Origin of the sequence: Paenibacillus sp. IHBB 10380 (assembly GCF_000949425.1) — a bacterium.
Classification (GTDB): Bacteria; Bacillota; Bacilli; order Paenibacillales; family Paenibacillaceae; genus Paenibacillus_AQ.
On sequence record NZ_CP010976.1, the window covers coordinates 4,837,750 to 4,861,520 of the forward strand.

Genomic DNA, 23,771 nt, shown 5'->3' on the forward strand with positions numbered 1-23,771 from the left:
CCTATCATTTGGATTTCGTCATAAACTGACGCAGTGGAAAGGCTATGTCGAGAATACCAATGATCACCATTGGCGGGAAAATCACTACAGGAAAAGCGATCAACACCGGAATCACCGTATTCCACTTACGTGTATAGGCAAGGTAGAAGAAAAATCCAATCGCTTGAATTCTAAAAAACACATCGATAACTGGGCCCATGTTCGCAGACAATAACGTTAGGTAGGAACTGTCCGAATTCAGAGCGATGATCTCAATCACCACACTCAGTAAATAATACCAGATCAATGATCTTGGAAATCTCCACTCATGTGCAGGCTTAAGCTTCGGTACGTTATGACCTAGGTTAGTTAGGGTAGGTCTCGCTAAAGCGTGCGCTATAATGGCCATCACAAATGAACTTACAATAAGCGCATAGGGTATCTTTAATACCGTGACCTTACTTAAACGATTAACATCATCTTGTGTCCAAGGCATGCTACTCATGAATGGATTGCTACTTGCATCCAATAATGGTGCCATAATCATATTCGTTATATCTTCAATATATTCAGCAAGATTGAATTGGAAGACCAACGACCCTAAGAAAAGCATCAGAAGGATCTCAACTAGAATCGTTGCGGCCCCCAATAGTATGGTTCGTAACGACGAGACACGTCTTTTATAGCACATACCCATAACAAGCGCTGGAATCGCAAAATATACCGCCATTATGAGTAGAGTCAGATCGAATCGAATTAGAAGCGCGATCGCCCAGACTAGAACCATATGCACAATAAACTGCTTCGTATTCAACATATTAAACAAAATCACTACGGGCACAATCATAACAAATAACGTGAAAATGGATAACGCAGGATACTGTAAAGACAGCAGCAGGAGCAAATAAACCCCACTCCACACTGCTGAAGTAAAATTAAATTTCAACGTTTTCACCTCTTACGCACATGTTCTTCAAGCGCGGAAATATCTTGATACCAATCTTCAAGCTGATGCCCTTCTTGTTTGTGCTTCTTTAGCTTATCCAATAATAGATTATCGATGTCACGATAAGGTACACCCAGTCTGCGTCCCAGAATATAAGAACTCATGATGAGGCTGGCAAGACTATCGCCTACCCGAGCTGTGCTGCCTTCCCATAATGCCTTGAACAATCGGGATACATGGTCGACCACTTCGGTCTTCAGCCATTCAATGACTTTTGCGCGTTTGGCTACATCCAAATCCTTTGGCATATTCGACACATTAACCTCCCTGAAAAAGCTTTATTCTCAATTATATCACAAATAATTGGTCCTCACATCAAGGGCCCTGGCAGGGAAAAACAGCAAAGAGACCTGCTATGTAGCTAATTCTGTCTAGCTATTTAATGATAGCAAGCCTCTTCATGTATAGGATTATGATCACTTAATGAGAATTAATAGACTCTTTAGATACGAATTTTTCACAATATTCAATAATTTGGCTTCTGCGTACAATACCAATGAAACGGTTCATATCATCGACTACAGGCACGAAATTCTGAACCTTGGCTAGATTAATTAAATCTTCCATGTTGGCATCTATGGAGACAGGTTTATTGCTCATTCTTAGAGGAACATCTTTCAATAGGAATTTCGAGGCATTCTCAAATGTAACTTTTCCTTCTGAATTCTTCATATACCATAATAAATCACCTTCGGTAATCGTTCCCGCATATTCACCATTCTTATCTAGAATGGGAACTGACGTAAAACGATGATACTCCATTCGCTCTAGCGTCTGGCGCAGCGTTGTTTCAACCGTCAAGCATACTACTTCTTGTTTCGGAAGCAGAAAAAATGCAATATTCATTTACTGAATTCCTCCTTATGGTCCCTAATGGAAGGTCCCCCTACCTTTATACGTGTATAACAGCCGAATGTTCCATAAGATATTATAGCAGCAGCCCATTGTTGGGACTGCTGCTTTATCAATAATCCTATTACTCTAACTCTTGACTCTCGGGTTGCATAAGCTGATCAGAAGTCGTACTCTGATTCATCCAATTATCAATCATATCCTGTGCATATTTCAACGTATCTTCGTCAGGCTTATCGTAGTATACCCCATTAACACGCATACCCGTTCCTGAGATGCTATAACTTACAATTTCAGTTTCATTACCCGTCAGAATTTGCTTACCTAGATCTATAATGAATTTCGGCTGCATATTCGTCTGAAAGTTAGATCCCATAATGTCTAGCAAATCCGGAATCTTCGTGATTTGGTTCAAGTTTCTCATCTTTTTAGCAACTGCGTCTAAGAAGATCTGCTGTCTCTTCATCCGATTGGAGCCACTGTCTTCACGATAACGTACATAGTTTAGTGCCTCTTCACCTGTATAGATAGGTTTATTGGCCTCTACTGTAAACTTCTCGTGGTCTGCGCCCTTATTTACAATATCTTTACCAATAGGTAACTCCACGCCACCCAAAGCATCTACTGCGTCCTTCAGCCCTACAAAGTTAATAGTTGCATAATAGTCTAACTCATGATCCAACAAGGCCTGCATGGTATCCATGGCCATCTGTTGTCCCCCGAATGCAAAAGCATGATTGATTTTATCCTTCTTCCCCTTACCGATGATCTCTGTATACGTATCCCGAGGAACAGAGACAAGGAGAACCTTCGATTCCTTCGGTCTCACTACCGCATACATCATCGTGTCCGAACGTGCTGTTTCATCCCCACGCTGATCCGTACCTAACAACAACATTGAGAATGGCTTAGTCTGATAAGAAATAGGCTCAGCTTGTAGGGACTGATCTCTATCCAGAGGTCTATAAGACTTCTCTTGTAGCGTATCTTCTACCTGATCAGATAAGAATACATCAAATGCAAAGATAGCCAGCTGTTTCTGAAAAATTAAACCACCAGCCCCAATTAACAATACGACAATCGCCGCTATTATAAAGCCTTTTGTTCGTTTCTTCATATTTCAATTCCTTCTTTTTATATAGGATAAATTTAAATGATTTCAGTTAGGCAAACATGATAATAAGTACTACTCTTACCTCCCTTCCATATTTAAACGGATTAAACCTCGCTTGAAGCATGAATATACAAATTTTAAAAATACCATTCCAATTGTAAACTTAAAACTATTAAAAAGAAACCAACAAAATTTTAACCATTTGTGAACTCCAACTCTATTTTTAATATAAATTAAACAAAAGAATACAGACTCTACCTTAAAAGGAACGGTCTGTATTCTATAAATCTACTTTTAAATTTTTGGTTATTTATAAATATTTATGCATAATGACAAGCTACAAAATGCTCGCCACCGACATCTTTATATTCAGGAATTTGCTGTTTACAAATATCAGAAGCAATAGGACAACGAGTATGGAACTTGCACCCAGAAGGTGGATTCGCTGGACTTGGAATATCGCCCTTCAGAACCACTCGATCCCGTTTTAACGTTGGATCTGGAATCGGTATTGCAGACATCAGTGCCTTCGTATAAGGATGTAATGGATTACTGAATAATTCTCTTTTGGGAGCCATTTCAACCATCGACCCTAGATACATTACACCTACCCGGTCACAGAGATGCTCTACCACGCTCAGATCGTGAGAGATGAACAAATAAGTAAGCCCTTTGTCCTTCTGCAAGTCACTCAGTAGGTTAATAATCTGTGCTTGGATGGAAACATCCAGCGCCGATACCGGCTCATCCGCTACAATAAATTCTGGATTCATAATAAGGGCACGAGCAATTCCAATCCGTTGGCGCTGTCCTCCAGAGAATTCATGAGGATAACGATTGTACTGATAACTTGCCAAACCACAAATATTCATGGTTTCCAGAACACGTTCCTTAAGCTCTCTATGGCTAACTAATCCGTGGTCTAGAAGAGCCTCACCGATAGCGTCACCAACCTTAACTCTCGGATTAAGTGAACTGTAAGGGTCCTGAAATACAATTTGGATCTTCGGTCTAAGTTTACGTAATTCTTGCTTAGGGATCTTATATATATCTTGTCCCTTGAACAATACATTTCCTGAAGTTTTCTCATGCAGGCGAAGGATCGTACGGCCGATCGTGCTTTTACCACAACCAGATTCGCCTACAAGACCAAGGGATTCACCTTTGTTAATATGAAAAGAGACATCATCCACCGCTTTGACATGACCTACTGTCCGTGAGAACACTCCACCGGTAATTGGGAAGTACTTCTTAAGATGCTCGACTTGCAGTAATGGCTCGTTCAATGTACTTCCCTCTCTTCCTCATATAACCAACAGGCTACTTTATGTGTACCATCTGTATGTGACTGGAATGGAGGTTGTTTCGTTTTACAGATATCCATACAGAACTCACAACGATCATGGAAATGACAGTTGTTACCTAGATCAACAGGGTTAGGAACTTGCCCAGGTATGGAGTATAGACGTTCCTGCTCTTGATTAATAATGGGCTTAGCTTTTAACAGTCCTTGCGTATATGGATGTTTAGGCTCTCTAAACAATTCCAGTACAGGAGCCTCCTCAATCACTTTACCAGCATACATAACGACAACGTAATCGGCCATTTCAGCCACCACACCAAGGTCATGGGTGATAAGCATAATCGAAGTGTTCATCTTATCCTTGATATCACGCATTAAGTCCAATATTTGGGCCTGAATAGTTACATCAAGTGCAGTGGTAGGTTCGTCAGCAATAAGCAACTTGGGATTACAACTTAGTGCAATCGCAATCATAATCCGTTGACGCATGCCTCCACTTAATTCGTGAGGAAACGAATCATATATTTTCTCTGCACGTGGAATTCCAACCAGATTAATAAGCTCAATAGCCTTCAAGCGTGCTTCTTTACGATTCATCATGAGATGAAGCATAATAGGTTCTGCAATCTGCTCCCCTATAGTCAACACTGGATTCAGTGATGACATCGGTTCTTGGAAAATAATTGAGATATCATTCCCACGGATTAAGCTCATTTCACGTTTGCTCATCTTGAGAATATCTTTACCTTCGAACAATATTTCCCCTCCGGCGATTTCCCCTGGAGGAGTCTCAACTAAACGCATGAGAGACATCGCCGTGACACTCTTACCACATCCTGATTCTCCAACGACACACAGTGTCTCGCCTTCACGAATTGTAAAGCTAACGTCATCGACCGCTTTTACAATTCCATCAGATGTATGAAAATGCGTTTTCAAATTACGAAACTCTACTAAATCTTTAGCCATATCGCATCTCCTATCTTAAGCATACGGGTGCCCTATTTCTTCATTTTTGGATCCAGGGCATCACGAAGGCCCTCACCGATAAGGTTAATCGCAACAACCGTTGTTAGAATACACATACCTGGTGGAATCCATAACCAAGGTCTCTTACGGAAATCAATCATGTTATTAGCTGCTGAAATCATATTTCCCCATGACGGCGTAGGAGGTACAACACCAATACCAAGGTAACTCAGAGCTGATTCAGCAAGAATAGCTCCTGCCACACCTAGTGTTGCAGAAACAATAATAATTGGAACGACGTTAGGAATCAGATGCTTGAAGATTTTTCGACGATCACGTAATCCTAATGCCTCCGTAGCTTGCATAAATTCCATTTCACGCAGTGATAGTATTTGACCGCGTACAAGCCGCGATAAACTTGTCCAACCTAAAATACCGATAATCAACATGAGAAAGTAAATACGTTGACCCGAATCAACCTTGAGGTCAGATAGCACCGCACCCAGAATAATCAGAATCGGTAGTGCCGGTAGTGCCATGAAAATATCAGCAATCCGCATGATAACCACATCAATTCCTTTACGATAAAAGCCAGCAAGCGCACCTAACGTTGCTCCAATCGTTACCGAGATTGATGTAGCTACTAACCCTACAGTCAAGGAAATTCTACCTGCAAGCATCGTTCTCAACAGAATGTCTCGCCCTAACTTATCTGTACCTAGCCAATGATCCGCACTAGGGGCTTTATTCTTATCAGCTATGCTATAGTCCTCTAATGTATAAGGAGACAATAACGGACCTGCAAAACTCAATATAAACATAAATATCAGTATTATAAGTCCCATTAACGCTAACCGATTCTTTACAAATCGCCGCATTGCCAATCTCCAAGGAGATGCTGGCGCTTTAACTGGAACTTGTACATTCATCTCTAGTGGTGTTACGTCTACGGACAACTGAATCTCCTCCTACTTTAAGCGAATTCTTGGATCTGCAACACCATATAATACGTCAGAGAGCAGATTACCCAGCAATGTTAGTACGGCAAGGAAAATCGTGAATCCGAGCATAAACGGATAATCACGCATACTGATGGATCCTAGATAAACCTGACCGATCCCCGGCCAAATAAATACCTTTTCCAGTATAATCGCGCCACCAAACAAAGCAGGTAGTTCAAATCCGAGCAAAGTAATCGCTGGAATCATCGCATTGCGTAGGGCATGTTTGAAAATAACTGTGCGCTCTTTCAGACCTTTGGCACGTGCTGTACGAATATAATCCTGACGGATTACTTCTAACATAGAACTACGGAAATATCGTGTAAGACCACCTGTACTAATCATGGTTAACACAACCGTAGGGAGGAACATGTGTGCAGCTACATCTTTGATATATTCCCAACCTGTGGCACCTAGCCCGGCTGTCGTCATCCCGCCCACAGGTGTTATCCCGAGATTTAGACTGACTATTAATATAAGCAAGAGCCCTATAAAAAACGAGGGCAATGACATCGAAATAAATATTAATAACGTAATGACCTTATCAAAAAATGAGTGCTGGAATTTGGCTGAGAATACCCCAGCAAATATAGCAATAATCCAACTTAGCACTAAACTTGTAAATGCAATAACAACAGAATTCCATACATACGTATTGATGACTTTTGTTACCGGTTTCTTATGCTGTAGCGAATCACCCATATCACCTATAGCCATTTTTCCCACCCAGTCAATATAGGCCTTGGCTACTGGTTTATCTAGACCGTAGATTTCACGAAGCTGCGCTTCTTTCTCTGCTGTCATGTTAGGGGAAGCCTTGGCCGTTATATAATCACCTGGAACCATACGAGAAATTGCAAACACAATGATAGTTATGCCGATCAACGTCGGGATCATCTGCAGCAGTCTACGAAAAATGTACTGCTTCATATTATTCCTCCTGGCTTTATAATTGGACATGCCCAGCCCCTTAAGGGCTGAGCATATATCCATCTAGATAGATTCAACTAAAGAAAATTAACAATATGGGGGTGCGTCTTTAGTTCATTTTATCCTGTTGTATTATTGTGGTGCAATTTCCACTTGATTCAGGCTATAAGTGAAGTTTTTGTAAGGAGTTAAATCAAAACCTTTGATTCTTGAATTGACAGGCCACATATCTCTTCTTTGATACATAAAGATGTAAGGAAGATCAGCATTAAGCTGTTGATACATCTCTTTGTATATTTCTTTACGTTTTTCGCGATCTAATTCAGCTTTACCCTTTTTCATCAGCTCATCTACTTTGGCACTAGCATAACCAATATCGTTTTGCGCACCGCCAGAAGTATAGACTGTGTTATCTGGATCTGGCGTTAAGCCCCAAGCTGCGAAGAACATTTCGAAATTCCCAGCATCTTTCTTGGCGCTAATAGCGTTAAAATCAAGTGTTTCTGGAGAAATATCAATCCCAAGTTCTTTGTAGTTCTTACTCATAATTGGAAGTAAAGAATCTACAACTGGGTTATCTGCTGTTGCAGAGAATTCAATTTTGAATTTCTCTCCGTCTTTTTCGCGAATACCGTCAGCTCCAACTACCCAACCTGCCTCATCGAGAAGTGATTTAGCTTTCTCAATATCGAAGTCATAAGAATTAATACCTTCATCTGTGTAAGCCCAACCTACCTTAGATTCAGGAACGTTGATTACGTCTGCGAATTTACCATATACACCTTCTACAATCTCTTTACGGTTCAGACCGATAGTTAGTGCTTGGCGGACTTTAGCGTCTTTGAATTTATCCTTCTTATGGTTAAAGGCAACATATCCATAACCATTCGTTGGATAAATATGAACATCTAAGAATCCTAGTGCTTGTAATTCTTCTACATTGTCTTCATTAACAGTAACCATATCCATATCGATCTCACCAGCTTGTAGCATGGCTAGTTTTGTATCATCCGTTGTGACTTTGTAGATTAAGTTTTTGATTTTTGGAGCACCAGCGAAATAATCTGGGTTCGCTTCAAATACCACTTCTTGTCCTGCTGCGAAACTCTTCATAATATATTTACCACTACCTACTGGCTTATCATTCAATGCCTTAATAGAATCTAATTTACCAAATTTATACCCTTTACCATAATAAGCTTCAGGCATGAAAAAAACGTCACTACCTAGTGAATCTTTGGTTATAGCCGTTTTTTCAGTAACATTAATTTCGATTGTATTGTCATCAATAACTTTTACTCCAGCGATTTCTTTGGATTTACCATCGTGGAATTCCTTACCGCCCGCAATGTGTAGGGATAGAATATCAGATTCTCCATCATAAGTTGGATCATGAAGCACTTTAAGTGAGAATAGGAAATCCTTTACTGTAACCGGTGTTCCGTCACTATACTTAACACCTGGTTTTAATTTGAATGTATATTTCAAGCCATCTTCAGAAACATCTATACTTTCAGCAAGATTTTCTTTGTAAGTTCCATCCCCTTGAACTGCAAGGAAACTGTCAAATACAGTTTCAACAACATATCTATCATATGCCGTAGACCAGAACAATGGGCTGAATGTACCATTCGGAGCCACCATACCAATAATTAGCGTATCTGCACGATTTTTTGCAGGAGCTGGGTTAAGCGATGGATCACTTGCTGGGAATACCCCGTCATTAGCTGATTCGTCTGTTGCTGGTTCAGTCGTAGGAGTTTCTTCTGTAACAGGAGTTTCAGTATTCGTTGGTTCTGCTGCTGGCTTAACCTCGTTATTACCACCGCATGCCGACAAAATTGTAATCATTACCAAAAGAATTAACATGATACTCGATAACCTCTTCTTCAAAATGAATCCCCCTTAGTACATTTTTTTTGGTTCATAAATCGCTTTGTAGATACTTACTTAAAAGAATATATTAATTAATCCTTCAAGTAATGACCCACTTTTACTATGAACTCTACCAGAGGGGAACCTACGTTAAAGCTATAACACATTAAAGCTTTAACGTAATGACCACCGGTCAATTATAGTCCACAGTACTCGTAGCCACATTGCTTTACTAAATTATTGTAAATCATACAATGTTAAAATAACTCACGTCAATCTATTTTTTTTCAATTATTTAATAAATTTTATTAATTATATCTATTACAAGCGCTACATCACCATTTATACTCTTCAGATTGTTTCATTATACCTTTTATATCTAATTACTTAATCATAGTTCATTTCGTAATGCGCTTACATATATAAATAAGAAAAATAGTATGTCATCAATAGTAACATTGATGTGACTTTTTCATTCAATTGGCTGAGTTATATGTATAGTTCTATACCTTAGTAGAATTGTCAGATTACAATAATTTACTATAATTGTTTAATACTTGTCAACTAATTTTAACACTACATTGACAAATTACAATACAATATCTCCCTAAACAAAATAAAAGAAAGACAGCTGCTATAGAAGCAACTGTCTTTCTTTTATTATTTAATACTACTCAGTAGTATATGGTAACAATGCGATTTGACGTGAGCGTTTGATTGCAATTGTCAATGCACGTTGATATTTTGCACTAGTTCCAGTTACACGACGTGGCAAAATCTTTCCACGTTCACTAACGAACTTCTTAAGCAAATCAATATCTTTATAATCAATGTGAGTAATTTTGTTAGCTGTGAAGAAACATACCTTACGACGTTTGTTACGGCCGCCACGGCGAGCCGGTCTTTTATCGTTATCGGCGCCTTCTCTTGGTTTAAAAGCCATGCTATTCAGTCCTTTCCGTTACTAAAATGGCAAATCATCATCCGAAATATCTATCGGTTTTCCGTCATCGGAAAAGGGATCTTGATTGTTATTTTTGCGTGAGGAATTTCCACGTCCTTCGCCCCCATAGGAAGGCTCTTCACGTGTAGCACTACTATTCCCGCCGCTACCGCCCTCGCGGTTTGGCGACTCCAAGAAACGAACATTATCGGCAATAACTTCGGTGACGTATACACGTTTACCTTCGTTATTCTCGTAATTTCGTACTTGAATGCGTCCTTCAACAGCCGTTAATCGGCCTTTACGCAAATAATTGGCGCAAGTCTCTGCAAGCTGTCTCCAAGTTACAACCGGAATAAAATCCGCTTCGCGCTCGCCGCCTTGTGCCGTAAACGGACGATCCACAGCGAGCGTAAATTGCGTTACAGCCACCCCTGCAGGTGTATAGCGCAATTCGGGATCTTTAGTTAACCGGCCGATCAGAATGACACGATTCAACAATCTAAGTCCCTCCCTCAAGCGATTTAACTACAAAGCAAAACATACTAACTTAGGCTACGTCTTTAGTAATGAGATAACGAATAACATCGTCAGAAATTTTCATGAGGCGTTCAAGTTCGTTAAGAACTTCAGGTGTACCATTGAAGTTAACTAAAACAAATGTACCATCATTAAATTTCGTAATCTCATACGCAAGACGGCGTTTACCCATTACATCATGCTTTGTAATTTCTCCACCGTTGGAGATGATGCCTTGGAATTTTTCGACGTTAGCTTGAACAGCATCCTGTTCAATGTCTGGACGAATAATGTACATCACTTCATATTTGCGCATATCATTTCACCTCCTTGTGGACTCACGGCCCCCGACTCAAACGTCAGGAGCAAGGAACGAGCTTAAACTCGCACCTGATTAATATAACAAATTTACATGAGTTATGCAAGTACACCTCTATTTCATTCCATATAGATGAACACATGTTTCTCCATAGGCATGTACACACTAATGAAGCAGTTTATTTCTTAACAACACACAAGGAGGAATACAAATGGGTGAAAAAACAGAATTCGAGCCTGGCGATAAAGCCCCCAACAACGCGACATATATGGAGATTGGTGAAATCAGTATGGATACAGAAATTCATGATCCCAAGCATGTCAAGCTACGTAAAGGGGAACGGTTCCCATCTACAACAAACAAGGATCGTAAGTGGAAGAAGAAAATTAAAGTTAAAGTCCACTAATTATTTATATTTTGAACGCCATGTATAATCTTGTCGATTCTGTCCATACTATGATTTAAGCGGTGCAAGAGAGAGGTGTGGTTCCGTTGGACTACTTAGTTGAACAAATCACTGGAGATCTAAAGACAGCACATGAAGGTTGTAACAAGGGCTAGTGTCGTAAGAAACTAGGGTCTAAAGCAAGCCTAACGTTTGCTCAAAGCTTAACCAATTGTTTCACTTAGATGTGGTTGTGTAAGAATTCCTAAATCAATCAAGCACCGCTGTCAAAAAGGAATCCTAACGGATTCCTTTTTGGCTTTTATGGCAATTTATTTTCATTAGAAAACTCACTGTTTACATTATATTATTCCTGCTTCTTGCTATTCACAATCATTTCATTACAATCTCACTATCAATATCAAGCTCAATCATTTCCAGATGATCTTCTCCTTCATTATCCTTCCATGAAATCTCCAAAGTAGTACTTTCATAGTTATTTCTATCTTTTTTAGTTTCTCCGTAGGAGTACTCACCCGTGATCGAACCAACATCCTTATTATTATCTAAAATTGATATTGGTCCACCAAATGACCGAGCATCTTTGGCGTATACTGCCTCTTTCTGGTTATCATGACCACTTTCATAGAATGTGTAGTTAAAATATGTGCTGTTTTCTATCTCCTTTGAGCTTCCCTTGTAAACTAATTCAGCGTGCCCTCTCAAAATCTTATCCGATGAAATTATTATTTTATAATTCTTTACGTCCCACTTCTCCCCAGTTCCATTAAGCACATAAAGTCTAACAGTATGATTAGCGGCAGTTTCATCTGAATTTTTATTAAAATATAAATAACTCCAGACAGCATTCGACAACATTAGAATAGTTATTAAAATAAATATTAGTCTTTTCATTTATTCTCCTTGAGCAATTAATTGAAAAGCAGAACTTCATACTTCATATAACGGTTTACAATCTACAATCTTCGTAAAAAAGTATTACCTATTCTGGATTCAACGAAATATTTATACCATTGTACTTTACCATAATTATCTAAATGTAATCTACACCTTCTGCTTTTCTTCATTTCCAATGAAGCTAGTTCATGAAATCAATTTCCGCTTCCTTCTATCGTTTATCCTTCTATTTGTATATCAAAAAAACCTCTCACATTTTGTAAGAGGTTTAAAATTATTTAGAGTATTTAAAAAATCTGCGTAGTAATGGCGGAAAGAGTGGGAGTCGAACCCACGCACGCCTTGCGACGCCTAACTGATTTCGAGTCAGCCCCCTTGGACCACTTGGGTACCTTTCCGCAGCAAGATTGATTATACTGTATTTCATACTAAAAAGCAATGCTAGAGCTTGGATTAAAAGACTATTTCGCTTCCTTAGAGGAATCTTCAGGTGGCAAGGTAGAACGAAGTACTTTTTTCATGTTTTTCTCAAATTTAGCCCGAGGAATAAGTACACTGTGCTGACATCCTACACATTTGATTCGAATATCCATCCCCATACGAATGATCTCCATCTCGTTACTGCCACACGGGTGCTGCTTCTTCATCTGTACAATATCGCCTAACTGAAAAATTTTACGTTCCATTCCAGTTTTTCCCTCCTATATGCCTGCAGCTGCTGCTTCCGTCTCTTAAGCCTGCACCTTATCCCTCTCTGCCTGTATACGAGCCTCTTCGTGTTCTAGAGCTTGTTTGACGCCCATCTGAATTTGGCTCTCTACCTCTCCCTTAGTATTTGGAAGACATTCAGCCACAATTCGAATGACATACTCACTCGTGCTTAGTGACTGTATTCCAAGAACATTAGGAGCCGAGATCATATTCGTATTCTTTTCCTGAATATTTACTAATACCTTCTTCATTAGTTGCAATGTATCTTCCAAAGTTCGTTCATTCTTTATAGGAAGATCTACAACTGCCAGAGCATTTGATACTGAATAGTTGGTTACCGTGCTAATGGAGCCATTAGGTAGTATAAAGAGCTCCCCTGTATGACTAACAATTCGAGTGGTACGGATTCCAATCATCTCAACAGTTCCTTTGAAGGTGCCTGTCTGAATCACATCACCTACAGCAAATTGATCTTCTAATATAATAAAGAATCCTGTAATAATATCTTTCACTAAACTTTGGGCTCCGAAACCTATAGCCAAACCAAGGACCCCGGCACTAGCAAGCAGCGGCGCAATTTCAAAGTTAAATTCACCTAATACGATTAGAACCATTACGAAATTACATACAAATGAGGTCACATTCTTCAATAATTCTCCAACGGTCACGAACCTCCGCGGATTCAAGTTAAGACGACTATTTCCTTGTCGTGTCAGAGAGCGATCAATCACTTTATAGACAATTCTTATGATTAGACGTGTAAGTAAAAAAATAATGATAATTCTAATCCCAGCATACAGAACATCCATCCACATTTGAGAATCCGTTAGCCAATTCCATACCGCATCCTTAAAAGCAATCACCTCTTCTACAGCATCCTCTGTGCCAGGTATTTCAAGCGCTTGATTTCGCACTTTTCTTCCCCCTTACATCTCGATGTTCTCATACTGCTCTAAGTTGTTTTTGATGAATATTCCTTTTATTTCCACATTTTCTTCTTGAATGATCTTAACCACCGTTGGTAATTCGTTTTCAGGAAAAAGAATTGATAGAGCACACCCGGCTGTAACCTCCTTAGGTGTAGGAAATAAGTCGATTTCGATGTCGCTATATTCCAGTAACATCTCTGTTCTTAACGCCTGCTGGGTGGAATCGAAAGCGATCAGCATCCATGCCTCCATTAGCACAGGACCCCCTCTTATCCATTATGGTCTATGAATCAAAACATTAGAAATCAGCCATATAATCACTGGGACCATAGTATAAAAATATCCTTTCATCCATATACTAGTTACTACTATCTAAACATGAAAGGAAGATCATATGAGCCCTCTCTCCAAACCCTTATCTCAACAGCAACCATCTTGCTTAAAAATACCACATACCGACCCTGAAATCCATTCTGCTGTAGTCCATAGGTTATTATTCCATCTATCTCAGGCTAAAGAAGGACAGCCCGTCATTGTTGTATGCATAGGTACAGATCGTTCAACTGGAGACAGTCTGGGACCACTCGTAGGCACTTCCTTATCTCGTTATAAGAGCCACCTATTTCGTATTTATGGGACATTAGATGAGCCTGTACATGCAGTCAATCTAGAGGAAACCATTACATCCATTTATGAATTATATGACCAACCCTTTGTAATCGGTATTGATGCTTGCCTAGGTCAATCCGCAAGCGTCGGTTGTATCCAGGTTGCCGGAGGTCCCCTTAGACCGGGAGCTGGCGTAAATAAACAATTACCGCCCATCGGCGATATCCATTTGACTGGTATCGTTAATGTCGGCGGCTTCATGGAATATTTCGTATTACAAAACACACGTCTAAGTCTCGTTATGCGTCTGTCTGATGTCATCGCTACGAGTCTATACTCAGCTATTAAAGAGTGGAAATCGCCTGCTAACTTTTTTGCCTTGCGAGAGTAATGACTTCTTTCTCCTCTTCTGACAGAGAAATCGACGATTCCCCTGCTTGTAGCGGCTTAGAATAGATATAGGAGTTCTCACGATTATAAATGGACGTAAGCACGACTCCATCTGCATTATCGTCAATAATGGCCATTGAGAAGCTGAGGTCGTTCCCTCTCTCTCCGAAGGCGTTGTATCTCTTGATGCCTACATTACCCTTCACAGCACGAAGCTGCGTCGACAATCCTTTTAACGTCTTCTGCTGCGAAATTTGTTCATCTTCCATGCTGTCCAGCTGCACCTTCAAATCAATGAGTAACGACTCCAGATTATCAACACCATTGCCCGACATCATCGCATCATAGCGACGTCGCATTTTACTCAATTTAGATAATTGAATCATTGTCGTAACTAACAAGAACAAAACAATAATTACGATTCCTCCGATAAACCACGCTAGCTGCTCAGTAATAATCTCATTCAGTTCTGACATGGATGCTTCATTCCTTTTCCTCAATCTTGAGCTAAATAAGACAGGAACTAAAGAGAGTATATAGTATGAACTAAAGACAAGCCCGCTTATTCTTTCTTTAAGTGCATCGAAATTGGGGCGTAAAACTTTAATTCAGGCCACTTTCTTTAGTTCATTTCTTCTTTAATTCATTTTTCATGTTCTATATAACTGATTCATCGCTTTGACTAAAGCATCCACTTCATGTTCGGTTGTATCTACTCCAACACTTACACGCACTGCCCCACTTTTTTCTGTACGAACAGCATAATGGGCTAGAGGTGTGCAATGCATCCCTGCTCTAACTGCAATCCCATATTCACGATCTAACCTAAAAGCAATCTCTGAGGAATCAACATTATTCATCACAAAAGAAACAATACCTGAACGAGGCTTTCTTACCTCTGGTCCTAACAACACAATATTAGGAAGACCCTTTAATCCATCAATCATCCGCTGCGTAAGTTCCCATTCATGGGCATAGATCGACGACGGCGTAAGTTCCAGAACTTTATCTACGCCAGCACGTAGACCTGCAATTCCCGGTGTATTAGGCGTACCTGCTTCATAGCGATCAGGCCTAACTGTTGGCTGTTCTTTTTCCTCTGATTGACTACCTGTCCCTCCGTGAAGCATTGGTTCTAGATCTACATGAGGAGCTATATATAATCCCCCTGTACCTTGTGGACCAAGTAATCCCTTATGCCCAGGAAAGGCCAACATATCAATATTCATCTCATTCACATCGATGTTGATCACGCCCGCACTTTGAGCAGCATCCACTAGAAAAAGGGCACCCTGTTCATGTGCCAACCGACCGATCTCAGCAATGGGGAGAATACTTCCCAGTAAGTTAGAACTATGGCTACATACAACTAACTTCGTAGGATGACTCAAAGCTAATTTCATGTCGGCAATATCCAGTTCGCCATTCCCGTTGACTTTAACGTAATCTACGGTTATACCATGTGTCCTTTTCAAATACTCTAAAGGTCTACGTACAGAGTTGTGTTCTATCATTGTAGCTATCACATGATCACCTGGTTGTAGCACTCCCTTAATTGCCATGTTCAATGCCATCGTCGTATTGGATGTAAAAATAATATCATTCGCATTTTTCACGTGGAACAATTTGGACAGTACCATTCTTGTTCCAAATAATACGCGACTTGCCTTCACAGCCATCGAGTGACTTCCTCGCCCCGGATTTGCAGCCGCTTCATTCATCGCTTGCTGCATCGCCATCATTACCGTAGGCGGCTTTGGCCAAGAGGTAGCCGCATGATCTAAATAAATCACCGAGCTCATTAGCTGTCCTCCTAGAAGACGGAAAGACATACCCCTTTCCCCATTTGGGAAACAAATCAGATATGCCTTCGCCATTCCCAATATTGTGTAGAACAATCAAGTCTATTGTAACAACTCTAGTAAGCGTTCCAAATCTTCTTTGCTATAATAATTCAATTCTATTTTACCCTTATCTTTATTATGTTTAATTTTCACTGTTGTTCTAAAGCGATCACGTAATGACTCTTCTATATGATCAATATAAGGATCGTTATTTCTAGATACCTTTTTGGGTTCAGTAGGTTTACGATCCAAGTGTTTGACCGTCTCCTCCAACTCCCTAACGCTCCACTCATTCACTACACATTGCTTAGCTAATTGTTTGACCATGTCATGATCCTTAATTCCAACAATCGCTCTAGCGTGTCCCATGGACAATGTTCCACGTGAAACATAATCCTTAACTTCTTCCGGTAATGCAAGTAATCGTAAGAAGTTAGCAATATGTGATCTTGATTTTCCTACCTTTAGAGATAGCTCTTCTTGAGTCAGCGCATATTGGTCCATTAACCCTTGATATGCAACAGCGATCTCTAACGCATTCAGATTCTCACGTTGTAAGTTCTCTATCAAGGCAATTTCCATAACCTGTTGGTCACTGAAATTCCGAACTACTGCTGGAATTGTAGCCTTGCCACAATATTGAGAAGCACGGAACCTACGTTCCCCAGCAATAATTTCAAAACCTTTAATGACGCTACGCACAATGATCGGCTGAATAACACCATGTTGACGAATAGATTCAGCTAGTTCATGAATAGCTTCTTCTTTAAATTCTTTACGTGGTTGATATGGGTTTGCTCGTAATTGACTAAGAGGAATTTCTACAATTTTATCATCATCATGAATAGACAGTGATGGAATTAATGCATCTAGTCCCTTACCCAAACGCTTACTCATATGAAATCACTTCCTTTGCCAACTCTAAATACACTTCCGCCCCTTTAGAGCGTGGGTCATAAGTAATAATAGATTGACCATGTGACGGAGCTTCGCTTAGGCGAACATTTCTAGGAATTACCGTTCGATATACTTTATCTTGGAAATACTTTTTAACCTCTTCAATGACTTGAATGCCCAAATTTGTACGAGCATCAAACATGGTCAGCAATACTCCTTCGATTTGTAAAGAAGTATTTAAATGCTTCTGAACAAGTCTCACGGAATTTAGTAGCTGGCTTAATCCTTCGAGAGCATAGTACTCGCATTGGATAGGAATAATAACAGAGTCAGCTGCCGTTAATGAGTTAATAGTTAGAATTCCTAGTGAAGGCGGACAATCTATTATGATGTAATCATACTTGCTTTTAACCAAACTCAAGGCCTTTTTCAAACGCAATTCACGAGAAATCGTAGGCACAAGTTCAATTTCAGCCCCGGCTAACTGAATGGTTGCAGGTATGATATGAAGGCCTTCTACTTGAGTCTCAGCAATAGCGTCCTTTGGATGAACTTCATTAATAATGACATCATAGATGCAATTCTCAACATCTGCTTTATTAATACCAACACCACTCGTTGTATTTCCTTGTGGATCAATATCCACTAGAAGTACTCTCTTCCCTAAAGAGGCCATTCCTGCACCTAGATTGACTGAAGTCGTCGTCTTCCCTACTCCACCCTTTTGATTGGCTATGGCAATAATTTTGGACACTAATTTCACCTCAAATGATATGAAAGACTCTTCGTGTAGGTCGCGAGATATGTAATATACAGCACAGTAACGGATTACAAAGGTTTACATGAACCTATGAGGTTACACCCGATGTTTCACTATTAGAAATATCGAATTGAAGGGCCGATTTCACTTCCACCACTCATTTATCTTTTCGGAATTTTTATAACAATTTCGTAGTGATCTTCGTGGTCATTCTCAGTTGTCTTAATAGCCATCCCAGATCCAGATACCATGTCGATAGACTGCCTTATTGTATTTAACGCAAGTCGTACATCTTTGGAGTAAGATATTCTTTTGGATTTCTTATTAACGGATACTTCCTTATAAAAAGCCACTCTAGCTTCTGTCTGCTTCACATTTAACTCTTTAGCAATAACTTCTGCAATTAGCTTTAACTGTAGTTCCTCAGAAGGAAGAGATAACAGCGCACGTGCATGTCTCTCTGTTACTTTACGCTCCATAAGAGCTAATTTAATAGGTTCTGGTAATTGAAGTAATCGGATCTTATTAGCAATCGTTGATTGACTCTTCCCAAGACGTTGAGCTAAACTTTCTTGAGTCAATTGATGTAGGTCAATTAGCTTCTGATAAGCCACTGCTTCTTCAATAGAAGTTAGACCTTCTCGTTGTAGATTTTCAATTAAAGCAATCGATGCTGCTTGTGAATCGTTAAAATCACGGACAATAGCAGGGATCGTCTCAAGCCCTAACTTTCTAACAGCACGCCAACGACGCTCTCCAGCAATAATCTCATACTTGGCATTACGCACACGAACAACAATAGGTTGGATAACTCCGTGAGTTTTAATCGTCTGACATAATTCATCAATCCGATCTTCATCAAAAATAGTACGAGGTTGATAGGGACTACTTACGATTTCTTCTACCGGAATTTGCTTTATTTCATCCCCGTTGACTCGTTCAGTTAAGCCAAATAATTTAGAAAATTGTTCTTTCATTCCGTATATTACCACCTAGTTTCATAATAGTACCGGGACATAGCGATAATGAACATAGATCACACGAAAGTTAAGCATAATAGTTAGCCATTCAAATGAAACTAACCTAACTATGGTCTTCATTCAGCTTCTCTCTTATTCATTCAACTTCCCTACCACGCCTCGTCGGTACTTTCTAATCACTATAAGAATACTGTCGTTCTATATTCTTTCTCATATATAAGTACGATCTACTTCTGTAAAAAGAAAGAAGTTCCTATGTATCCTATTCTATCACTTTTTTTCATATAATCCTATTCTCTTATCATCCTTTTTTGAGTATAGTTTTGCTCTTTTAATCAAAAATGGTTTTATCTTTCATTGTGCGAAAGATAAAACCATTTCATTAAAATATTATGATAAATCTAAATAGATTTCCAATGTTTCACGTGAAACATTAAGGGCTTGTATGTCTTATTTAAGCAAGCGGTGACTTAGCAATAATTCCAGAATTACGTGGATATTTATAAGGTGTAATATCTGTCTTATTAATAAGAACGATATGCCGATCCGCATCTTCTATTGGAAGTGTAAACTTCTCGACTCGGTTAAGCACGCTTCTTAATTCCTTTAGACTACGAGTTGCTTCCTGTATTTCAACAGAAGGATCACTACCCTTCATAGCAGCAAAGGTTCCACCCACTTTAACAAATGGTAGACAGAATTCATTCAGCATACCTAGTTTAGCAACGGCACGAGCCGTGACAAGATCATACTGATCTCTATGCTCTCTCTGGTGTCCACATTGCTCTGCCCTACCGTGAATTAACTTAACATTTGTAAGCTTCAGCTGATCCACAATATTTTGTAAGAATGTAATTCTTTTATTGAGAGAATCTATAATGGTCAGTTGAAGATCAGGGAAACATATTTTTAGTGGAATTCCCGGAAATCCTGCTCCAGAACCAATGTCAGCTAACCGCTTCACCTTACTCATATCCATAAAAAAGGCAAGAGATACTGAGTCGTAGAAATGCTTGGTATATACTTGTTCACGTTCTGTAATGCCTGTTAAATTCATCTTCTCATTCCAACTTACTAACTCTTTGAAATAGGCTTCGAATTGTTCTAATTGGAATTCACTTAGAGTAATTCCACGCTCTTGTAAACGACTTGTGAATGCTTGCTGTATAGAGTCCATAATTAACCTTTCGCCGCAGTGACTCGGTTATAATGCTCCAAGTATACGAGTAGAATAGAAATATCAGCTGGTGTAACGCCTGAGATCCGCGATGCTTGACCAATTGAAATAGGACGTATCGTTGTAAGTTTTTGACGAGCTTCAATTGCCAAACCATGAATATCGGAATAATCAATCGTTTCCGGCATTTTTTTCTTCTCCATCTTCTTAAGTTTACCTACATGGAGTAGTTGCTTCTCAATATACCCTGCATATTTAATCTGAATTTCAACTTGTTCCTTCATCTCATCCGTTAATTCATAAGGCGAAGGTGAAATTTGCTCAATATGACTATAGTTAAGTTCTGGGCGACGCAGAAGGACTAACAGCGTAGTTCCATCTTGAATGGCAGTCGAATCGGCAGATGCAATAACCTCATTCACGACACTTGGGCCTACCTTAGCCTTGTCCAGTCGTTCCACTTCGAGCTCAACCTTTTCTTTTTTACTTAAGAATCTTGCATATCTTTCATCTGTAATGAGACCAATCTCATGTCCAATCGGTGTTAACCGTAAATCTGCATTGTCATGACGGAGTAACAAACGATATTCAGCTCGTGATGTTAATAATCGATAAGGTTCATTCGTGCCCTTGGTTACAAGATCATCAATCAGCACGCCAATATAACCTTGTGAACGGTCCAGAATGACAGGTTCTTTCCCCTGTACTTTACGGGCAGCATTAATCCCTGCTATAACTCCTTGACCTGCAGCTTCCTCATAACCCGAAGTACCGTTAATTTGGCCCGCTGTAAACAATCCTGGCATTTTCTTCGTTTCCAAGGAAGGCCATAATTGTGTAGGCACCATTGCGTCATACTCAATAGCATAACCATTACGCATCATTTCAACCTTTTCCAATCCAGGAATAGATCTCAACATGGCTAACTGTACATCCTCTGGCATACTTGTTGACAATCCCTGTACATAATATTCCGAAGTATTCTTGCCCTCTGGCTCCAAGAAAATTTGATGCTTCGGTTTATCGCTAAACCGTACAATTTTATCTTCAATAGAAGGACAATACCGGGGTCCTGTACCTTCAATCATGCCAGAATACATAGGTGCTCGATGTAGATTATTGCTAATGATTGTGTGAGTATCTAACGAAGTATACGTTAACCAACAAGGAAGTTGTTCATTGGTAGATGAATCCGTTTCGAACGAGAAAAATTTAGGCTTATCATCTCCAGGTTGAATTTCAGTCTTAGCGAAATCAATAGTATCTTTGTGTACTCGTGGTGGAGTACCCGTCTTGAAACGAACGAGATCAAAACCATGCTCACGCAAGTTTTCTGCCAATTTAATAGAGGGTTGTTGATTATTTGGACCACTCTCATAAGCCAACTCACCCATGATCACTTTCCCCCGTAAATAAGTACCTGTCGTTAAAACAACGGACTTTGCACGATACTCTGCTCCCGTTTTTGTAATCACACCTACACATTGGCCATCCTCAACAACTAATTGTTCAACCATGCCTTGGCGTAACGTTAAATTCGGTTCTTTCTCCATCGTTTCTTTCATCGTATGTTGATATGAGAATTTGTCTGCTTGTGCACGTAATGCGTGTACAGCTGGACCTTTGCCTGTATTCAGCATCCGCATTTGAATAAAGGTTTTATCGATATTCCGTCCCATCTCACCACCAAGTGCATCAATCTCACGTACCACATGACCTTTGGCAGGTCCACCTATAGAAGGATTACAAGGCATAAACGCCACCATATCCAAATTAATTGTAATCATTAGTGTCGAACAACCCATACGTGCCGCGGCTAAGGCAGATTCACAGCCAGCATGGCCTGCACCAATCACGATGACATCATAATTGCCCCCTACATAACTCATGGTTACTACCTCCTTTTAAATTAAGTTACATGTCTTTCTTTTACACACATATATATAGAAGCTTTAGATCATCCTTAAAGCTTATTTACCTAGACAAAATTGGGAAAAGATCTGATCTAACAAGGAATCACCAGCAGTATCACCAATAATTTCTCCAAGCTGTTCCCAAGCTAATCTAACATCAATTTGAATCATATCAATGGGAACAAGCATCTCTGCTGCATCATAAGCATCCTGTAAAGATTGCTTAGCTTTATTCAGTAAAGCGATATGCCTTACATTACTTACATAGGTTAAATCATTAGATTCCAATTGACCACTAAAAAACAACTTCGATATCGACTCTTCTAATGAATCAATACCTTCCTGTGCCTTCACAGACATGGAGACTATGCTCTCGGGATCAAAGTAGCGTTTGATTACATCTATATCTATCATGGACGGTAAGTCCATTTTATTCATAATAACGATGACTTGTCTACCACGGATTTGTTCCATTAATACCAATTCATCCGTATGCAGTGGTTGACTAGCGTCTAACACAAGTAGGATAAGGTCTGCTTCATTAACGGCATCCCTAGAGCGTTCCACACCGATTTTTTCAACAATATCAAGGGTTTCACGTATACCTGCGGTGTCTAATAATTTCAACGGAATATTGTTTATCGTTATAAATTCTTCAATAACATCTCTTGTTGTTCCTGGAACATCAGTTACAATTGCTTTATTATCATCATGAGCCAATGTATTCATTAATGAAGATTTACCAACGTTAGGACGACCCACAATAGCTGTGGTAATTCCTTCTCGTAGAATTTTACCTTCTTCAGATGTTTTTAAGAGCTTCGTAATCTGCTCCATCACTTCGGTACATTTATCCTTAATTAAATTAGATGTTAGAGATTCTACATCATGCTCAGGATAATCAATATTAACCTCAATATGCGCCATTGTCTCCACTAATATATGTCGTTGTGCTTTAATTTCGCTTGAAAGATTACCTTTCACCTGCTTCAAAGCCACACTAAATGCTCGATCAGATTTAGATCGGATAAGATCGATTACAGCTTCAGCTTGTGACAGATCAATTCGACCATTCAGATAGGCTCTCTTAGTGAACTCTCCTGGCTCAGCCAATCGAATCTGCTGTTGTAGCAAGAGGTTCATGACTCTAGTAACAGAGATAACCCCGCCATGACTACTGATCTCCACAACGTTCTCTGTAGTAAACGATCGAGGTGCTCTAAAAACAGTTACTAGAACCTCTTCAATTTCCTCTCCATTCCGAGGATCTATGATATGCCCATAATGAACAGTATGTGATTCAGCTTCAGAAAGTTTAATACGGCTTTTAAATATAGGCTCTACTTCTAATATGGAATCAGGTCCGCTCACACGAATAACAGCAATACCGGCTTCCCCAACAGCTGTAGCAATTGCAGCAATGGAATCACTAATCAACATGCTTCTCT

At 39.6% G+C, this 23,771-nt stretch carries 26 protein-coding genes and 1 tRNA gene; 2 read left to right on the plus strand and 25 right to left on the minus strand.

Annotated elements, in window-relative coordinates:
* Positions 1-4: 4 nt before the first annotated feature.
* The 12 genes from UB51_RS21925 to rpsF form a co-directional block, all read right to left on the minus strand.
* Positions 5-925: a DUF2232 domain-containing protein gene (locus UB51_RS21925; protein WP_044879129.1), complete on the minus strand. Its 921-nt coding sequence runs from the start codon at positions 923-925 to the stop codon at positions 5-7.
* A 5-nt stretch (positions 926-930) separates the two neighbouring features.
* Entirely contained in the window at positions 931-1,233 is a 303-nt protein-coding gene (locus UB51_RS21930; protein ID WP_199925048.1) for a MazG-like family protein, read from the minus strand.
* Between the two features lie 172 nt (positions 1,234-1,405).
* Positions 1,406-1,831, minus strand: coding sequence for a CBS domain-containing protein (locus tag UB51_RS21935; RefSeq protein WP_044879131.1), 426 nt, complete (start codon positions 1,829-1,831; stop codon positions 1,406-1,408).
* Between the two features lie 130 nt (positions 1,832-1,961).
* Complete coding sequence (locus UB51_RS21940; RefSeq protein WP_044879132.1) at positions 1,962-2,954, minus strand: LCP family protein; 993 nt, start codon at positions 2,952-2,954, stop codon at positions 1,962-1,964.
* A 317-nt stretch (positions 2,955-3,271) separates the two neighbouring features.
* On the minus strand, positions 3,272-4,237 hold the full coding sequence (locus UB51_RS21945) for an ABC transporter ATP-binding protein (protein ID WP_044879133.1): 966 nt from the start codon (positions 4,235-4,237) through the stop codon (positions 3,272-3,274).
* A complete protein-coding gene (locus UB51_RS21950) occupies positions 4,234-5,223 on the minus strand; it encodes an ABC transporter ATP-binding protein (RefSeq protein ID WP_044879134.1) in 990 nt (329 codons plus the stop codon). The genes UB51_RS21945 and UB51_RS21950 overlap by 4 nt, the downstream gene beginning before the upstream one ends.
* 32 nt (positions 5,224-5,255) lie before the next feature.
* Positions 5,256-6,152, minus strand: coding sequence for an oligopeptide ABC transporter permease (opp4C, locus tag UB51_RS21955; protein WP_199925049.1), 897 nt, complete (start codon positions 6,150-6,152; stop codon positions 5,256-5,258).
* Positions 6,153-6,191: 39 nt separating this feature from the next.
* A complete protein-coding gene (locus UB51_RS21960) occupies positions 6,192-7,154 on the minus strand; it encodes an ABC transporter permease (RefSeq protein ID WP_044879136.1) in 963 nt (320 codons plus the stop codon).
* Positions 7,155-7,286: 132 nt separating this feature from the next.
* Positions 7,287-9,023 carry an ABC transporter substrate-binding protein gene (locus UB51_RS21965; protein ID WP_199925050.1) on the minus strand — a complete coding sequence of 579 codons (1,737 nt, stop codon included), beginning with the start codon at positions 9,021-9,023 and terminating at the stop codon, positions 7,287-7,289.
* Between the two features lie 676 nt (positions 9,024-9,699).
* A complete protein-coding gene (gene rpsR / locus UB51_RS21970; RefSeq protein ID WP_044879138.1) occupies positions 9,700-9,972 on the minus strand; it encodes a 30S ribosomal protein S18 in 273 nt (90 codons plus the stop codon).
* 21 nt (positions 9,973-9,993) lie between these two features.
* Positions 9,994-10,473: a single-stranded DNA-binding protein gene (gene ssb / locus UB51_RS21975; protein ID WP_044879139.1), complete on the minus strand. Its 480-nt coding sequence runs from the start codon at positions 10,471-10,473 to the stop codon at positions 9,994-9,996.
* 49 nt (positions 10,474-10,522) lie between these two features.
* The gene (gene rpsF / locus UB51_RS21980; protein WP_044879140.1) at positions 10,523-10,807 is read right to left on the minus strand and encodes a 30S ribosomal protein S6; all 285 of its coding nucleotides are present in this window, start codon (positions 10,805-10,807) and stop codon (positions 10,523-10,525) included.
* Between the two features lie 214 nt (positions 10,808-11,021).
* On the opposite strand from rpsF, the gene UB51_RS21985 reads away from it, so the two are divergent.
* Entirely contained in the window at positions 11,022-11,216 is a 195-nt protein-coding gene (locus UB51_RS21985; RefSeq protein ID WP_044879141.1) for a YjzC family protein, read from the plus strand.
* Between the two features lie 372 nt (positions 11,217-11,588).
* On the opposite strand, the gene UB51_RS21990 is transcribed toward UB51_RS21985, so the two are convergent.
* From UB51_RS21990 to UB51_RS22010, 5 genes are all read right to left on the minus strand, one after another.
* On the minus strand, positions 11,589-12,110 hold the full coding sequence (locus tag UB51_RS21990) for a hypothetical protein (RefSeq protein ID WP_044879142.1): 522 nt from the start codon (positions 12,108-12,110) through the stop codon (positions 11,589-11,591).
* Between the two features lie 310 nt (positions 12,111-12,420).
* Positions 12,421-12,511 (minus strand) — tRNA-Ser (locus UB51_RS21995).
* A gap of 63 nt (positions 12,512-12,574) precedes the next feature.
* Positions 12,575-12,799, minus strand: a complete 225-nt coding sequence (locus UB51_RS22000) for a DUF951 domain-containing protein (protein WP_044879143.1) — start codon at positions 12,797-12,799, stop codon at positions 12,575-12,577.
* A gap of 45 nt (positions 12,800-12,844) precedes the next feature.
* Positions 12,845-13,738 carry a mechanosensitive ion channel family protein gene (locus UB51_RS22005; protein WP_044879144.1) on the minus strand — a complete coding sequence of 298 codons (894 nt, stop codon included), beginning with the start codon at positions 13,736-13,738 and terminating at the stop codon, positions 12,845-12,847.
* Between the two features lie 12 nt (positions 13,739-13,750).
* Complete coding sequence (locus UB51_RS22010; protein ID WP_044879145.1) at positions 13,751-14,005, minus strand: putative Se/S carrier protein; 255 nt, start codon at positions 14,003-14,005, stop codon at positions 13,751-13,753.
* A 142-nt stretch (positions 14,006-14,147) separates the two neighbouring features.
* On the opposite strand from UB51_RS22010, the gene yyaC reads away from it, so the two are divergent.
* Complete coding sequence (gene yyaC, locus UB51_RS22015) at positions 14,148-14,753, plus strand: spore protease YyaC (RefSeq protein WP_044879146.1); 606 nt, start codon at positions 14,148-14,150, stop codon at positions 14,751-14,753.
* Here the strand turns inward: yyaC and UB51_RS22020 are convergent.
* The 8 genes from UB51_RS22020 to mnmE all read right to left on the minus strand — a co-directional run bounded on the left by UB51_RS22020 (position 14,728) and on the right by mnmE (position 23,760).
* A complete protein-coding gene (locus UB51_RS22020; RefSeq protein ID WP_044879147.1) occupies positions 14,728-15,228 on the minus strand; it encodes a DUF4446 family protein in 501 nt (166 codons plus the stop codon). The genes yyaC and UB51_RS22020 overlap by 26 nt on opposite strands.
* 174 nt (positions 15,229-15,402) lie before the next feature.
* Positions 15,403-16,554: an aminotransferase class V-fold PLP-dependent enzyme gene (locus tag UB51_RS22025; RefSeq protein WP_044879148.1), complete on the minus strand. Its 1,152-nt coding sequence runs from the start codon at positions 16,552-16,554 to the stop codon at positions 15,403-15,405.
* A 102-nt stretch (positions 16,555-16,656) separates the two neighbouring features.
* Positions 16,657-17,493: a ParB/RepB/Spo0J family partition protein gene (locus UB51_RS22030; protein ID WP_044879149.1), complete on the minus strand. Its 837-nt coding sequence runs from the start codon at positions 17,491-17,493 to the stop codon at positions 16,657-16,659.
* Positions 17,486-18,247, minus strand: a complete 762-nt coding sequence (locus tag UB51_RS22035; RefSeq protein WP_044879150.1) for a ParA family protein — start codon at positions 18,245-18,247, stop codon at positions 17,486-17,488. Before UB51_RS22035 ends, UB51_RS22030 begins: the two co-directional genes overlap by 8 nt.
* A 167-nt stretch (positions 18,248-18,414) precedes the next feature.
* Complete coding sequence (gene noc, locus UB51_RS22040) at positions 18,415-19,230, minus strand: nucleoid occlusion protein (RefSeq protein WP_044879151.1); 816 nt, start codon at positions 19,228-19,230, stop codon at positions 18,415-18,417.
* A 457-nt stretch (positions 19,231-19,687) separates the two neighbouring features.
* Positions 19,688-20,410: a 16S rRNA (guanine(527)-N(7))-methyltransferase RsmG gene (rsmG, locus tag UB51_RS22045; RefSeq protein WP_044879152.1), complete on the minus strand. Its 723-nt coding sequence runs from the start codon at positions 20,408-20,410 to the stop codon at positions 19,688-19,690.
* A gap of 2 nt (positions 20,411-20,412) precedes the next feature.
* Complete coding sequence (gene mnmG, locus UB51_RS22050; protein WP_044879153.1) at positions 20,413-22,299, minus strand: tRNA uridine-5-carboxymethylaminomethyl(34) synthesis enzyme MnmG; 1,887 nt, start codon at positions 22,297-22,299, stop codon at positions 20,413-20,415.
* Positions 22,300-22,380: 81 nt separating this feature from the next.
* Positions 22,381-23,760, minus strand: a complete 1,380-nt coding sequence (mnmE, locus tag UB51_RS22055) for a tRNA uridine-5-carboxymethylaminomethyl(34) synthesis GTPase MnmE (protein WP_044880362.1) — start codon at positions 23,758-23,760, stop codon at positions 22,381-22,383.
* Between the last annotated feature and the right edge of the window lie 11 nt (positions 23,761-23,771).

Coding starts and splice junctions, on each gene's coding strand:
- noc (WP_044879151.1), bottom strand. CDS start 19,230: ATGAAAGAACAATTTTCTAAATTATTTGGCTTAACTGAACGAGTCAAC.
- UB51_RS22025 (WP_044879148.1), bottom strand. CDS start 16,554: ATGAGCTCGGTGATTTATTTAGATCATGCGGCTACCTCTTGGCCAAAG.
- rpsF (WP_044879140.1), bottom strand. CDS start 10,807: ATGCGCAAATATGAAGTGATGTACATTATTCGTCCAGACATTGAACAG.
- UB51_RS21950 (WP_044879134.1), bottom strand. CDS start 5,223: ATGGCTAAAGATTTAGTAGAGTTTCGTAATTTGAAAACGCATTTTCAT.
- UB51_RS21935 (WP_044879131.1), bottom strand. CDS start 1,831: ATGAATATTGCATTTTTTCTGCTTCCGAAACAAGAAGTAGTATGCTTG.
- UB51_RS21985 (WP_044879141.1), top strand. CDS start 11,022: ATGGGTGAAAAAACAGAATTCGAGCCTGGCGATAAAGCCCCCAACAAC.
- rpsR (WP_044879138.1), bottom strand. CDS start 9,972: ATGGCTTTTAAACCAAGAGAAGGCGCCGATAACGATAAAAGACCGGCT.
- yyaC (WP_044879146.1), top strand. CDS start 14,148: ATGAGCCCTCTCTCCAAACCCTTATCTCAACAGCAACCATCTTGCTTA.
- UB51_RS22000 (WP_044879143.1), bottom strand. CDS start 12,799: ATGGAACGTAAAATTTTTCAGTTAGGCGATATTGTACAGATGAAGAAG.
- mnmG (WP_044879153.1), bottom strand. CDS start 22,299: ATGAGTTATGTAGGGGGCAATTATGATGTCATCGTGATTGGTGCAGGC.
- rsmG (WP_044879152.1), bottom strand. CDS start 20,410: ATGGACTCTATACAGCAAGCATTCACAAGTCGTTTACAAGAGCGTGGA.
- UB51_RS21965 (WP_199925050.1), bottom strand. CDS start 9,023: ATGTTAATTCTTTTGGTAATGATTACAATTTTGTCGGCATGCGGTGGT.
- UB51_RS21930 (WP_199925048.1), bottom strand. CDS start 1,233: ATGCCAAAGGATTTGGATGTAGCCAAACGCGCAAAAGTCATTGAATGG.
- UB51_RS21990 (WP_044879142.1), bottom strand. CDS start 12,110: ATGAAAAGACTAATATTTATTTTAATAACTATTCTAATGTTGTCGAAT.
- UB51_RS22020 (WP_044879147.1), bottom strand. CDS start 15,228: ATGTCAGAACTGAATGAGATTATTACTGAGCAGCTAGCGTGGTTTATC.
- UB51_RS22010 (WP_044879145.1), bottom strand. CDS start 14,005: ATGGAGGCATGGATGCTGATCGCTTTCGATTCCACCCAGCAGGCGTTA.
- UB51_RS21940 (WP_044879132.1), bottom strand. CDS start 2,954: ATGAAGAAACGAACAAAAGGCTTTATAATAGCGGCGATTGTCGTATTG.
- opp4C (WP_199925049.1), bottom strand. CDS start 6,152: ATGAATGTACAAGTTCCAGTTAAAGCGCCAGCATCTCCTTGGAGATTG.
- UB51_RS22030 (WP_044879149.1), bottom strand. CDS start 17,493: ATGAGTAAGCGTTTGGGTAAGGGACTAGATGCATTAATTCCATCACTG.
- UB51_RS21960 (WP_044879136.1), bottom strand. CDS start 7,154: ATGAAGCAGTACATTTTTCGTAGACTGCTGCAGATGATCCCGACGTTG.